Source organism: Mastigocladopsis repens PCC 10914, from assembly GCF_000315565.1.
Lineage (GTDB): Bacteria > Cyanobacteriota > Cyanobacteriia > Cyanobacteriales > Nostocaceae > Mastigocladopsis > Mastigocladopsis repens.
The window spans coordinates 2,578,755-2,591,498 of record NZ_JH992901.1 but is presented as its reverse complement, the minus strand read 5'-3'; the positions used below and the strand labels follow the sequence as shown (position 1 = coordinate 2,591,498).

Annotated in this window: 12 protein-coding genes; 4 read left to right on the top strand and 8 right to left on the bottom strand. The window is 44.9% G+C overall.

Annotation, left to right across the window (positions count from 1 at the left end):
- Nucleotides 1-51 precede the first annotated feature (51 nt).
- On the top strand, nucleotides 52-681 hold the full coding sequence (locus tag MAS10914_RS0113710) for a hypothetical protein (RefSeq protein WP_017316510.1): 630 nt from the start codon (nucleotides 52-54) through the stop codon (nucleotides 679-681).
- A 68-nt stretch (nucleotides 682-749) separates the two neighbouring features.
- Here MAS10914_RS0113710 and vapC read toward each other — a convergent pair whose 3' ends face one another.
- The 4 genes from vapC to MAS10914_RS0113690 form a co-directional block, all read right to left on the bottom strand.
- The gene (vapC, locus tag MAS10914_RS0113705) at nucleotides 750-1,151 is read right to left on the bottom strand and encodes a type II toxin-antitoxin system tRNA(fMet)-specific endonuclease VapC (protein ID WP_017316509.1); all 402 of its coding nucleotides are present in this window, start codon (nucleotides 1,149-1,151) and stop codon (nucleotides 750-752) included.
- On the bottom strand, nucleotides 1,148-1,378 hold the full coding sequence (locus tag MAS10914_RS0113700; protein WP_017316508.1) for an antitoxin: 231 nt from the start codon (nucleotides 1,376-1,378) through the stop codon (nucleotides 1,148-1,150). Before MAS10914_RS0113700 ends, vapC begins: the two co-directional genes overlap by 4 nt.
- Before the next feature lie 97 nt (nucleotides 1,379-1,475).
- On the bottom strand, nucleotides 1,476-1,874 hold the full coding sequence (locus MAS10914_RS0113695; protein ID WP_017316507.1) for a PIN domain-containing protein: 399 nt from the start codon (nucleotides 1,872-1,874) through the stop codon (nucleotides 1,476-1,478).
- The gene (locus MAS10914_RS0113690) at nucleotides 1,871-2,116 is read right to left on the bottom strand and encodes an AbrB/MazE/SpoVT family DNA-binding domain-containing protein (RefSeq protein ID WP_017316506.1); all 246 of its coding nucleotides are present in this window, start codon (nucleotides 2,114-2,116) and stop codon (nucleotides 1,871-1,873) included. The genes MAS10914_RS0113695 and MAS10914_RS0113690 overlap by 4 nt, the downstream gene beginning before the upstream one ends.
- Nucleotides 2,117-2,366: 250 nt before the next feature.
- Here MAS10914_RS0113690 and MAS10914_RS34955 point away from each other — a divergent pair, with 250 nt between their 5' ends.
- Nucleotides 2,367-2,579, top strand: coding sequence for a hypothetical protein (locus MAS10914_RS34955; RefSeq protein ID WP_198014975.1), 213 nt, complete (start codon nucleotides 2,367-2,369; stop codon nucleotides 2,577-2,579).
- On the opposite strand, the gene MAS10914_RS0113685 is transcribed toward MAS10914_RS34955, so the two are convergent.
- Nucleotides 2,551-7,017 (bottom strand): WD40 domain-containing protein, encoded by a 4,467-nt coding sequence (locus MAS10914_RS0113685; RefSeq protein WP_017316505.1) that lies wholly within the window; start codon nucleotides 7,015-7,017, stop codon nucleotides 2,551-2,553. The genes MAS10914_RS34955 and MAS10914_RS0113685 overlap by 29 nt on opposite strands.
- A gap of 350 nt (nucleotides 7,018-7,367) precedes the next feature.
- Between MAS10914_RS0113685 and MAS10914_RS35540 the strand changes: the two genes are divergently transcribed.
- Entirely contained in the window at nucleotides 7,368-8,360 is a 993-nt protein-coding gene (locus tag MAS10914_RS35540) for an aromatic ring-hydroxylating dioxygenase subunit alpha (protein WP_017316503.1), read from the top strand.
- A 30-nt stretch (nucleotides 8,361-8,390) separates the two neighbouring features.
- Here MAS10914_RS35540 and dhaL read toward each other — a convergent pair whose 3' ends face one another.
- Both dhaL and dhaK read right to left on the bottom strand, forming a co-directional pair.
- Nucleotides 8,391-9,041 carry a dihydroxyacetone kinase subunit DhaL gene (dhaL, locus tag MAS10914_RS0113670; RefSeq protein WP_017316502.1) on the bottom strand — a complete coding sequence of 217 codons (651 nt, stop codon included), beginning with the start codon at nucleotides 9,039-9,041 and terminating at the stop codon, nucleotides 8,391-8,393.
- A gap of 3 nt (nucleotides 9,042-9,044) precedes the next feature.
- Entirely contained in the window at nucleotides 9,045-10,118 is a 1,074-nt protein-coding gene (gene dhaK / locus MAS10914_RS0113665; RefSeq protein WP_017316501.1) for a dihydroxyacetone kinase subunit DhaK, read from the bottom strand.
- Between the two features lie 626 nt (nucleotides 10,119-10,744).
- Between dhaK and MAS10914_RS0113660 the strand changes: the two genes are divergently transcribed.
- A complete protein-coding gene (locus MAS10914_RS0113660) occupies nucleotides 10,745-11,560 on the top strand; it encodes an SDR family NAD(P)-dependent oxidoreductase (RefSeq protein WP_017316500.1) in 816 nt (271 codons plus the stop codon).
- Between the two features lie 14 nt (nucleotides 11,561-11,574).
- On the opposite strand, the gene MAS10914_RS0113655 is transcribed toward MAS10914_RS0113660, so the two are convergent.
- Complete coding sequence (locus tag MAS10914_RS0113655; protein WP_017316499.1) at nucleotides 11,575-12,726, bottom strand: phosphatase PAP2 family protein; 1,152 nt, start codon at nucleotides 12,724-12,726, stop codon at nucleotides 11,575-11,577.
- Nucleotides 12,727-12,744 lie beyond the last annotated feature (18 nt).

Genomic DNA, 12,744 nt, shown 5'->3' with positions numbered 1-12,744 from the left:
CCCCAATGATGAAACTGATAACTGATAACTGATAACTGTTAACTGTTAACTATGTCAATTCTTGACTCCAATCAAAGTTATACTTTTAGCCGATACTTTGAGCTTGGCTTTGAAGCTAGTGAACTCGCTCAAGAATTTGGCTATAGTTTAACTCGAAAAACGCTGAATTTACCTCAGTTTCCTGATGAACTTGACCGCTTGGGAGAATTACGCGATCGGATTGAGGAGGTACTACCATTTGTACCGTTGACTAACGAACTTGCAAGACGAGAAATTCTCATCTCGCGCGTGGTGACGGAGTTAATTCATTACACACAGGCAGAATTACGAATTGAATATAATTTGAAGGTTTCTAATTGGCTTCAGGGTAATTTAGATTATTTACTGCGAGTAAAATCCGTCAATCAATTATTAGTAATTGAGGCAAAAGACGAGGATTTGACGCGAGGTTTCACGCAGTTAGTCGCCGAATTAGTGGCATTAGATCAGTGGTCAGGCTCGACTAAAGTTGACAAACAACCAATTTTAATTGGCGTTGTTTCTACAGGTACAATATGGCAATTTGGTAGGCTCGACCGCAACACAAAGCATTTTGAACAGGGGATTAATAGCTATCGAGTTCCCGAAGATTTGGAGCAAGTCATGCGAATTTTAGTGGCAGCTTTGAAAGGAAATAATTAAAGAACCAGCAAGAGTGTCACGTTGCTTTGGTTATATCCATAACACCAGCTTATGACCTGCATTATTGACTAATCCACCCAATTTTCCAAGACTAAACCTGGAATCCGAGAAAATTCTCTGACATTATTAGTCACTAAAATTAGCCCAAGACTGATTGCTTGGGATGCTATTAGCATATTCATTGAACCAATGACAATACCTTGTCGTTCTAACTCCGCTCGGATTCTTCCATAAGTTTGTGTAGCAGTCTCATTAAAGGGAATAATTTCCAGAGGAATTAAAAACTGACTGAGTGCTGCTTGATTTTGCTGTTGACGTTGGCTTTTGTAAACACCATACTCAAGTTCTGCAACAGTAATAGAGAAAATACCTACATCAAATATGTCCAGTGTCTGAAATCTCTCGAATACTTTAGGTGGCTTCCTTTTAATAATGTAGATACACGTATTGGTATCCAGCAAAAATCTCATTCAAAAGCCTCTCTAACTTCTAAATTAGGCTGTTCTCTGTTTTCCATGAAATCTTCAGAAAAGAGTTCAGTCGCGTCAAACAAAGTTTGCCAAGGATTTTCTTTGGAAATTAAGACAACAGCATTACCTATCTTTTTTATATAAACTTCATTCCCTTGAAACTGAAATTCCTTGGGCAAAACTACGGTCTGATTCTCACCATTCGTCAATAATTTAGCAGTATTCATATTTGAATTCCTCTGTTCTATTGATTTTTTTAACTGTCATGGATATTGGCATTCGCTTATGCCTTATTATTATAAGGTGTACCTTGCTTGCAAATAATTAGTTAAGTATCTGAATTCCCTCAACTTCTTGCAACTTTGCATCAAATGTAGCAGTTTCACTACAGCCAGCTTGTTCATTTAACTTCATAATTAGATAGTCAGAGAAATCAGCTTTTCCCTTTTTTATCTGCTGTACTGACCACCAAACCGCTTCTCTGTTTTCAAAGTCAAACGCATCCGTTCTCAGTATTTTTTCAAGAACGTCGATAATTTCACTCCTGCTGAGTTTATAGGAACTTTTTAGTACCCAAACGAGTTCACAAAGAACAATGTTGTTGATGAAACAGGTTTCACCGCTTGCCTTAACCTGCTGGATGTACTCAGCAGCGAATCTACCTTGTTTCAAGTCATCCTGAACTAGATAACAAACCAGAATATTAGTATCTAGCCCATTCATGACAAGCTCCCACCAGATTGTTCAATTGCTTCATTCATTTCCTCGATAGAAACTGGTTTCCTTTCTGGTTTATGAAGAATGCCAGACAATTCCTCAACTTGGATATTCAGCGGCTGAATGTAGACTTTACCGTCTGGTTCAATGATGAAATTAATGCGATCGCCCGGACGTAAGTTAAGCTTCTCCCGAATTTCTTTGGGGATAGTTGTCTGACCTTTGCTGGTAATTGTGGCGATAGACATATGATATCCTTACTTTCAAAATAATTTCTTACTTTAATGTAAGGAATTAATGAGGAACAGTCAACCAGAGGCGATCGCTCTTGGTGGGCGATTTTCTGCGCGATACCTTTCCTGCGGAACGCTACGCGAACGGTAAATTCCGCTAACGCATTTTTTCTCCTTAACAATGCAAGTGAATGCATTAACAATGTAAGCCGATGCATTAACAATGCAAGTCGATGCATTAACAATGTAAGTCGATGCATTAACAATGCAAGCCGATGCATTAACAATGCAAGCCGATGCATTAACAATGCACCGACTTGCGTTTAGATGGCACTGCAATACAAAGACTAAACGGCAAGATGTCACTAATGAGCAAGTAGTGCGATCGCATGATTGTGGGCGTTCTGCGCCATCGCTTTTCTTGCCCTACTTTTCCCGGTTCTACATTTCTACAACTCCACTGCGCCTAAAGCTTTAAGCGTTGCTTTCTCTGCTTCGGTTAAACCTGTAACGCCCGTGATGTCCATGCCTTCATAAGGTCTTTCACTTCTTAGAGTTTTTAGGCACTCTCCCGTTTTAACATCCCATAGCTTAATGGTTCCATCTTCGCTACCACTAGCAAGCGTTTCGCCATTTGGGCTGAAGGCGACTGAACGTACCCAATTGGTATGCCCTTGTAAGATGTGGAGGCATTCTCCACTTTTGCTATCCCATAGCCGCACCGTTTGGTCACCACCACTAGCAAGCATTGCACCATTTGGGCTAAAGGTGACTGAACTTACCCAACTGGTGTGCCCCTGTAAGATGTGGAGGCATTCTCCACTTTTGGTATCCCATAGCCGCACCGTTTGGTCATCACTACTACTAACAAGTGTGACACCATTTGGACTGAAGGCGACTGAACGTACCCAATTGCTGTGCCCCTGTAAGGTGTGGAGGTATTCTCCACTTTTGGTATCCCATAGCCGCACCGTTTGGTCATCACTACTACTAGCAAGTGTGACACCATTTGGACTGAAAGCGACTGAACGTACCCAATTGCTGTGCCCCTGTAAGATGTGGAGGCATTCTCCACTTTTGGTATCCCATAGCCGCACCGTTTGGTCACCACTACTACTAGCAAGTGTGACACCATTTGGACTGAAGGTGACTGAACTTACCCAATTAGTATGCCCCTGTAAGATGTGGAGGCATTCTCCACTTTTGGTATCCCATAGCCGCACCGTTTGGTCACCACTACCGCTGGCAAGCGTTGCACCATTTGGGCTCAAGGCGACTGAACTTACCCAATTAGTATGCCCCTGTGAGATGTGGAGGCACTCTCCACTTGTACTATCCCACAGTCGCACCGTTTGGTCACCACCACTAGCAAGCGTTGCACCATTTGGGCTAAAGGTGACTGAACTTACCCAACTGGTGTGCCCCTGTAAGGTGTAGAGGCATTCTCCACTTGTGCTATCCCACAGCCGCACCGTTTGGTCACCACTACCGCTGGCAAGTGTTGTACCATTGGGACTAAAGGCGACTGAACGTACCCAATTGGTATGCCCCTGTAAAATGTGGAGGCATTTTCCACTTTTGCTATCCCACAGCCGCACCGTTTGGTCACCACTACTGCTGGCAAGCGTTGCACCATTTGGGCTGAAGGCGACTGAACGTACCCAACTGGTGTGCCCCTGTAAGGTGTAGAGGCATTCTCCACTTGTGCTATCCCACAGCCGCACCGTTTGGTCATCACTACCGCTGGCAAGCGTTGCACCATTGGGACTGAAGGCGACTGAACTTACCCAATTGGTGTGCCCCTGAAAGATATGCAGGCATTCTCCACTTTTGGTATCCCATAACCGCAGCGTTTGGTCATCACTACCGCTGGCAAGCGTTTCACCATTTGGACTGAAGGCGACGGAACGTACCAAATTGGTATGCCCCTGAAAGATATGCAGGCATTCTCCACTTGTGCTATCCCACAGCCGCACCGTTTGGTCATCACTACCGCTGGCAAGCGTTGCACCATTGGGACTGAAGGCGACTGAACTTACCCAATTGGTATGCCCTTGTAAGATGTGGAGGCATTTTCCACTTGTGCTATCCCATAGCCGCACCGTTTGGTCACCACTACCGCTGGCAAGTGTTGCACCATTGGGACTGAAAGTGACTGAATTTACCCAATAAGTATGTCCTTTACAGGTTAAAAGTTCTCTCCCACTAGTAGCTTCCCATAAGCGAACCATACCATCATAATCACCTGTAGCTAAAAGTCTTCCATCTGAGCTAAATGCCACTGACCGAACAGTGGCTAAGACTTTAGTAAAAACAGAGTCAGCCAAATTTGCATTAGTAAAGTTAACAAAGCGCAGGCTGGCATTACTAAAATTTGCGCCTTTAATCGTAGCATGGCTAAGGTCTTTGCCTTCCAACGCCGCCTTATCAACCTTCACCAACAGCGTCGCCGCATTTCCTCCGATGTAACCCACTTCAGCTTCTGTTTTGCCGCGTGTCGCTTCAAGAATTTTGATCATTGGGTGATGGGATGATGAAGTGATAGAAGTATTAATATCCAACATCGGCAAAAGCAAATCCATCACAGCTTTTGTAAAAGGCGCTTTCCCAAAACTCTCCCTCAACTTCTCCAACGACTCACTTACAAATCTCCTCAGCGGCCCACTTGGCAAAATCTGCCCCATCTCATCCACCTGGCGACAAAAATAAGATGACCAAGTATCATCAACTGATGGTGCATCATTATTTATATGCAACTGCGCCTGCGCCAATTCAAGAAAATCATCAGCTAACGCCCCCAACTCAGCCGCAAACTTATAAGCCACAAAAAACTCTAACAGTGAACGATGCGCCGGAGTATAATCACCATCCGCATTGCGGATCAGCATCGTCTGCCCCATCATGTCATAATGCCAGTGGTCTAAATCCTTCTCTTCCTGAACAACATCACCAAATAAGCGACGAATTCGGTCGGGGAAAAGGCGATAATTTAAACTCATCTGGTCAGTAGACAGCATTTCCCAGGAAAGTTCACACAAAAAGTAAAGCTTATCTGCCAGAGACGTAAAAGTACGCTCCGCTTTGATGTCTCGTTCCATCTTACGCCGCACTGCATACAGGTAAACCCGCGACATATCTACTGGCTTACCTGCTTCAATCTCTGGCAATGCTTCTAAAATTAACTCAGTCATCACCGGACGACGTGCCAAGTCCAACAGATGCGAATTGTCCATCACCTGCTCAACTGTGCTAGATTCAGCTTGGAATGACAACACCTGCCGAATTTGCTCGTCGTTGAATTTCTCTAGTTCCAGTACTTCAAACTGGGGCGTTTCACCTGTCAACTTGGCGGTAGACGCTTGCAATTCTGCATTTAGCAAAGCACGTCCTTCTTTTGCTTCTGGAAAATGCTCAGTGCGACAAGTCAAGATGACTTTACCACCGGGAACGACGACTTTCGCCAACTCCCAAAAATTGTTTATCATTTGTTGGCGATCGCACTTCGCTGCCATTTCATCAAAGCCATCGAAAATCAGCAGCAACTTACCCATGCTGTTAAGTTGGTCAAAAACCTCGCTGTTTAAGCGAATATTGTGTTGAGTAAAAAAGAAACCTGCCAGAACGTTCTCAACGTTGAGTGCTTTGGCATAGTCGCGGAGTGTGATGATCAAAGGTAGGCGGGGACGTTCAACGCCGCGTTTTTGGGCATCGCGATAGCGTTGCAGTGCAGTCCAAGCATAATGAAAGGCAAACCAAGTTTTACCAGTGCCAAACTCTCCTAAAATAGAGATATGCTCCTTCGCAGGGTCATCTAACCACAAATCCAGATAACCATCAATCCAGCCGTCGCGTTCATCGTAACGACTGACTCCTATTCGGCGCTTATTAACTGGGTCAAACTCTTCTTTACTACAGGCTAGCGGCACATACTTTTTGTCAATTTCTCGGTGTTTGACTTCTGCCTCTAGCCAGTCGAGATACCCGCTAAAGTCAGCATCCTGATCTATGAGTTCGTCAAAAGTGTAACAGTCAAGGTGGCGATTTTCCTCTTTCTCCACTTCATCACGCGCCGCCCGTGAAATGCGCCTTGCCGTTACCAACCACCCTTCATCTGTTCTTTGCGCTTCTACCGACTGTCGCAAAGCCATCACATCGCCCAGTCCCGCCTCTCCCTCAATTCCACGCACAAGAATGCGGTCATATCGGTTACGTCGTGCAGGGATGTCAATAATCCACTCAAAATAGTTGTCTTCCCAAACTTCATACTTTTCAAAGCGGTAGCCCAACGTTTCAAACCAGCCTTGCATCTGCTGGGCTAAAGCTATTACTCTACATTTCTTTTCTTGTAGAGACGCGCCATGGCGCGTCTCTACAGATGGTAACGCCAACCGTGCTATCTCTGTTCTCATTCCTTCCAATGTCGGCAGCCTTTCAAGGTGTTCTTGGAGACTTGCTATCCTTTTATGTAGGGAACCTATCTGCTGGTTCATTAAAACATCAGCAGGTGTCCGACTGCGTTTAGCAACTTCGATAAAGACGGTGGCAAAGGCGGCAACTTCTCGCCTAATCTCAAGTCCCAAATTTCTAATTTCATCACCCAAGGTATACCCATTGAGAAAAGCATCAACCTCAGAGAGAAGAATTGAGGGGTTGTTGTGGTCTAATGCCTTGCGGAAAGCCTGTTTTATTTCTTCTCGCCGGAAAAGTTCAAGGAATGGCTTAGGTTTACCTACACCGTATTCTACCAAGGCGTAGGCGTAAACTGCGCTGAAATCCGCTGGCGGATGCTCAGGATCAAGGTTAAATTGCTTTAATAATTTGATGACAGTCTCATTACGTTGAAGCTTTTCTTTAATTATTGGGTTGGCAATACCAGTAATTGCACTGATTAACGCGTCAAAATTAATTGGTATCACAGGTGCTTTTTATATAAAAGGGAGATTGTTGGCTTTGCTTACCATAATAGTAACTTTTTGTCATTGCCGAGATTGGGTGAATTTTAACTTAATTGCTTGGGAATTTTTACCATACCAAACCTACAGTTTCCCAAAGAAGAATCCCAAAGAAGAAACTAAGTACAGGATTGCAAAAGTTGGTAACGAAATAAAGTTGATGCATATCGTTGCTAGTAAGCACGAAGAGTGATAAAGCACTTACTACAAATTAAAACGTCACGAATGAATGCAAAGCTGTACTAAGTTTAGTTACCTTAGATAACCCAAATAAAATCTTACTAGAATAATTATCGTGTACAATCTCTAACCCGATGAGTGCAACCCTCATGGTGCAAGACCAGTTTTTGCTGCATAATTGGCATGTCGTAGCACACTCGCAAGACCTGCAACCCGGAACCGTTCTACAAAAGCGTCTACTAGGTGAAGACATAGTCCTTTGGCACAATGGCGACCAAGCTCTAGCGTGGCAAGACTTTTGCCCTCACCGGGGAGCTCGCCTCTCCCTAGGATGGATCGAGAAAGATAATCTTGTCTGTCCTTACCACGGTTTAGCCTTTAACACCGACGGCAAATGTGTGCTAGTTCCAGCTACCCCAGATCAGCCGCCTCCTGCAAGAGCTTGTATCCAAACTTACCACATTCAAGAGCGCCACGGTATGCTGTGGGTTTGTTTGGGAACACCACAAAATGACATTCCTGCAATTCCAGATTGGGAAGATCCTTCCTTCCGCAAAATTTTGTGCGGTCCTTACCACTTCAACTCTAGCCCTCTACGTGTCATTGAAAACCTCATTGATCCAACTCACTTTGCCTTTGTGCATAAAGGAATATTCGCCGACTCCCGTCGTCCTGAGGTGACGCATTATGACTTAGAGTCGCATCCAGATGGTATTAGTTTTAAATTTGGCATTTGGGAACTAGATCCAGCGTCGGGAGATCCCTCAGCACCCATGTTTTTCGCTACTTACCAATACCGCCTTTGCCAACCCCTGCTTGGATACTTCCAACGACGCGGCGACAATGATAGCTGCATGAATCTATTTTTCATGGTGACCCCTGTCGATGAGGAAGAGTGCGTTCTCTCGTTTTGGGTGGTTGAGAACTTTCTTTATAAAATTCCAGATTCAGCTTTTGTTGCTATGGAAAACCAGATTATGAGTCAAGACAAAGTCATTGTAGAATCGCAGCGACCAAAACGCCTCCCTTTGGACTTGCAAGCAGAAGTCCATCTGCCGAGCGATCGCTATTCTATCGCTTATCGCAAGTGGCTTAAACAACAAGGTGTCACCTTCGGCAGCATCTAGAACATTCATTGAATCATTGCAAGTGTTCGGCTAGCTTACTGGGTTATTGTTAGAATCTGCAAACGTCGCTAACAAACTCTTTAACATGAAATAAGACGAAGTTGCCCCCGGATCTTGATGTCCTACGCTACGTTCCCCCAAATAGCTAGCCCGTCCTTTTTTGGCAACCATCGGTGTAGTATCCTTCATCGCTTGTTCTGCTGCTGCTACAGCTCGTTGCATTGCTTCCAATGTACTCTTACCCTCACTGACAGCTTGCCCAAAAGTTGCTACAGCAGGGGAAAGCACATCAACCATTGTCTTATCGCCTAATTGCGCTTTGCCACGTTCAAGGACACCATTTAATCCCGCTTTGAGCATCTCATGCACATCATTGTTAGTCAGTTCTTGCTTACCAGCTACGGCTGCACTAGCTCGCAGAAATAAAGTTCCATAAAGAGGACCACTCGCACCGCCGATTGAGGAAATCAAAGTCATGCTGACTGTTTTCAAAATACTACCGATGTCTTTATCTGCAACAGTCGATAACTGAGTGTTCACCTTTTTAAAGCCACGATCCATATTGATCCCGTGGTCAGCATCACCGATCGCTGCATCTAATTCTGTCAAATAGTCTTTATTCTGCTCTATCTCGCCTGCAAATGTTTGCAACCATCGCAAAATCTGCTCTTTTGTCACCATAACTCAAACTCCCCACCGCAGACTCGGTGTCTTCACAGGTGCATCCCACAACCGAACCATCTCATCATCCAACTTCAGCAGTGTAATTGAGCAACCTTGCATATCCAAAGAAGTGATGTAAGGACCAATCAAGTTTCGCACAATTTGCAATCCCTTCTTTTCGCAGATTTCTGCCAGTTTGCGGTAGACAATATAAAGTTCAGAAATGGGAGTACCACCCATGCTGTTGACGAAAGCCAGTAGCTTATCCCCTTTTTCAAAAGTGGGATCAATCAATTCCACCTCTACCCATTCACCTTTTTCTTCATTCCACTCCCGGACTGTGCGGGTATAGGGTGAATCCTCAATAATTGATAGCGCTAGCATCTGAGTCATCTCGTCGGCTGATGTCAAGGATTTGCGCTCCCGTCCTGGTTCACCGTGGATACCTATGCCTAATTCCATTTCGCGATCGCCTAGTTGAAATGTTGGCGTTCCTTTGGCGGGTACTGTGCAGGATGTGAGCGCGATCCCCATACTCCGTCCATTCAGATTCACCCTGTGGCACAAATCAGCTATCTGTTGCAAATCATACCCTTGCTGTGCTGCTGCACCACAGATTTTTTCTGCTAGCACTGTTGTTCCGACACCTCGGCGTCCCTGTGTATACAAACTATCCTTGACCGCCACATCGTCATCAATCACAACACTTAGCACCCGGATACCCTCACTACGAGCTAATTCCGTTGCCATCTCAAAGTTCATCACATCGCCACTGTAATTCTTGACGATATAAAGAATACCAGCCCCACCATCTACCCTCTTAGCAGCTTCTAACATTTGGTCAGGGGTAGGAGAAGTGAAAACTTCTCCCGGACAGGCTGCATCCAGCATTCCCATCCCCACAAACCCCGCGTGCATTGGTTCGTGACCGCTACCACCACCTGAAATAATTGCTACTTTCCCTTGTACGGGTGCATCGGCTCTACAGACAAAGGTTGGCTCATAGTTGACTTTAATGAAATCAGCATGGGCCGCTGCCATACCTTCCAGCGTTTCACGTATAAAGTCTTCAGGTTTATTAATAAGTTTTTTCATAATCTTGTCACTTCTAATTAAGAGATTGCTAAGACCAAGAATGCAGCAAGTTGCTATACCCTTAATTTATGAGAGCTTTGTAAAGTTAAGTAAAATTTAAGGATTCTTGTTAATAAATATTGCAGGTACTTGATCCCCTTGCTAGGGTGTGCATAGAAAGTTAGTTCTGGTAGATACGAGTATCTATAGAGAGGTGCTATCCATGCTTTACGTCAATCTAAGCTTTTTACTGATTCACTGATTTGGTGAATTGTCAGCAAAGATATATCTTCGACAGCTTTACTCCGTTTTCTAGCAAGACGGCTAAGGAATTGATTTGCCGCTCGTTTGGCTACGCTAACAACGACTTCAGACGCTTGTTTACTTGCTTAACTCTTACGTATTACCAGTCCAACTCAAATTTTACCAAAGTCTGACGAAATACATACCCAAAGTTTTTCTCATTGAATGCGGTAAGACAAGCTAGATTTCTCAGAAATTTCTTACTGCCAAGGGTTTCTTTCAACTCATACCCCAATCGCAAGTCTGTTTCGTCTCACTCCACGCCGAGGATGTCATATGCAAAATCTTTCTACTTGGCACTGGCGTGCTAGCGCGGTGAGACTTCAACTCTGGAGGTTTTAGTTATGAATATTCAAGGAAAGACGGCTCTGGTGACTGGAGCCTCACGTGGTATTGGGCAAGCGATCGCCATCGAATTAGCAAAGCAAGGAGTCAAACGCCTGTTGTTGGTGGCACGGGACACGACTCGGTTAGGTGAAGTAGCCACTGAAATAGAGATGCTTGGTGTGGAAGTCGTCACCCTGCCTTTGGATCTGTCTCAAGTCGTGGAAGTGAATATTGCGATCGCCCAAGCTTGGCGAGATCACGGACCAATTGATCTGCTCATCAACTGTGCTGGAGTTGCACACCAAACGCCTTTCTTAAACTCTCGACTGCCAAATGTGCAGACAGAGATAGCTGTTAATCTTATCGGAATGTACACCATAACTCGTATAGTTGCCCGACGCATGGTGGTTCAAGGCTCAGGGACAATCGTTAACGTTTCTAGTTTGATGGGCAAGATAGCAGCGCCGACAATGGCAACTTATTCAGCTACCAAGTTTGCAATTGTCGGGTTTACCCAAGCTCTGCGCGGTGAGCTAGCTGCACATAATATCCGGGTGATAGCATTGCTGCCATCTTTGACTGATACTGATATGGTGCGAGAATTACAGTGGTTTCGGTGGGTGCTACCCACGACTCCCCAAAAAGTGGCTCAGGCACTTGTTGCCGGACTAGCAAGAGATTCACCTGAAATCTTGATAGGATGGCAAAGTCATTTAGCCGTGTGGTGCAACCGCATTGCACCTTGGCTGTTGGAAAAGGTTTTACTGATGGCGGCTCCTCAAGAGAGACAACTGCACTACCCAAGATTTAGAGACGCTAGGGGGAGAACTTAACCTTTGCGTTAACCCTAAGTATGGGAGGCGACTCCCATACTGGAGGTGGAGGAGCGATATTTTTGCCATTCCAACCTGAGAATACAGGCAATCAACCATACTAAACCTGCGGCATAGCCAGCTGCCACATCAGTGGGCCAGTGTACGCCTAAATAAAGCCGACTAAAACCTATCGCCACAATTAAGACAACGGTCAAGGCAAAAATATGTCCCCGCCATTGACGAAACTCCTGTGCCAGGATATACCCTATGAAGCCGTAAATCACCATTGACACCATTGCATGACCGCTAGGAAAGCTGTGTTGACCCACATCAATCAGCCAGTTCCACAATGCTGGACGTGCCCTACCAAAGACCACTTTCAGCAAACAATTGAGCAAGATTGCACCGACTGCGGCTATGCCCAAGGTAGTTGCTTCCCCGCGACGCTTAGAATACAGCGATCCCATGACCAATGGCAAACAAATCAACAGCAAAACTGCTGGATCACCAAGAAAAGTGATACTAAGCATGATGCGATCAAGAAGTGGCGTGTGCAACTTCTGAATTGCTAACAAAATGCCTTTGTCAAGACCATATCTGTGCAGCAACGCGGTGCCAAAGACAAGGGTGCAAACTGCCCCTGATACCAGAACAAGTTGACTACCCACTTGGTCTAATTGTTTCTGCATGGGCGTTTCAGGCAGTATGGCTTCGCCAACCATGTTTTGGTTGTGCCTGAGCGTATATTGTTCGGTTACCGCAACCACAGCAACGCCCTGTCCATCAGTAACTCTTGTCCCCGTGTCAACCATATTCACCTGATCATCAAGGGGAACATCCTGCATGGTAAGGGCTTCAGTTGTTTTAGCAAGTGGCATTTCACCCGTCAGTGGTGATTTCTTTGCCTGTTTGCTGTAATCTAAAACAATACCTTGGATGAGTAAGGCGATTGCATTTAGGCTGAAATCTAAATCAAAAAAAATAAGAACATTTCCTGTGTAAGGATTAGCATGAACCTGCCCGATACCTTCCTTTTCTGACAATCGCAATTCAAGGTATCTTTTGAGAGCTTGCGAACAATAAAGTCCATTTACCTTATATCTAGCTCTTCCTTTAACAGCAGTATGTATTGTCCGCACCAAAGGATTGTTATAGGGTATTTTACTGAAGTCATGAGTGCCCATTTTTCTACGTACGCTGAT

Excerpts from the sequence above, each read along its gene's own strand:
- MAS10914_RS0113710 (WP_017316510.1), top strand. The coding sequence starts at position 52 with ATGTCAATTCTTGACTCCAATCAAAGTTATACTTTTAGCCGATACTTT.
- vapC (WP_017316509.1), bottom strand. The coding sequence starts at position 1,151 with ATGAGATTTTTGCTGGATACCAATACGTGTATCTACATTATTAAAAGG.
- MAS10914_RS0113700 (WP_017316508.1), bottom strand. The coding sequence starts at position 1,378 with ATGAATACTGCTAAATTATTGACGAATGGTGAGAATCAGACCGTAGTT.
- MAS10914_RS0113695 (WP_017316507.1), bottom strand. The coding sequence starts at position 1,874 with ATGAATGGGCTAGATACTAATATTCTGGTTTGTTATCTAGTTCAGGAT.
- MAS10914_RS0113690 (WP_017316506.1), bottom strand. The coding sequence starts at position 2,116 with ATGTCTATCGCCACAATTACCAGCAAAGGTCAGACAACTATCCCCAAA.
- MAS10914_RS34955 (WP_198014975.1), top strand. The coding sequence starts at position 2,367 with ATGCAAGCCGATGCATTAACAATGCAAGCCGATGCATTAACAATGCAC.
- MAS10914_RS35540 (WP_017316503.1), top strand. The coding sequence starts at position 7,368 with ATGAGTGCAACCCTCATGGTGCAAGACCAGTTTTTGCTGCATAATTGG.
- dhaL (WP_017316502.1), bottom strand. The coding sequence starts at position 9,041 with ATGGTGACAAAAGAGCAGATTTTGCGATGGTTGCAAACATTTGCAGGC.
- dhaK (WP_017316501.1), bottom strand. The coding sequence starts at position 10,118 with ATGAAAAAACTTATTAATAAACCTGAAGACTTTATACGTGAAACGCTG.
- MAS10914_RS0113660 (WP_017316500.1), top strand. The coding sequence starts at position 10,745 with ATGAATATTCAAGGAAAGACGGCTCTGGTGACTGGAGCCTCACGTGGT.
- MAS10914_RS0113655 (WP_017316499.1), bottom strand. The coding sequence starts at position 12,726 with ATGGGCACTCATGACTTCAGTAAAATACCCTATAACAATCCTTTGGTG.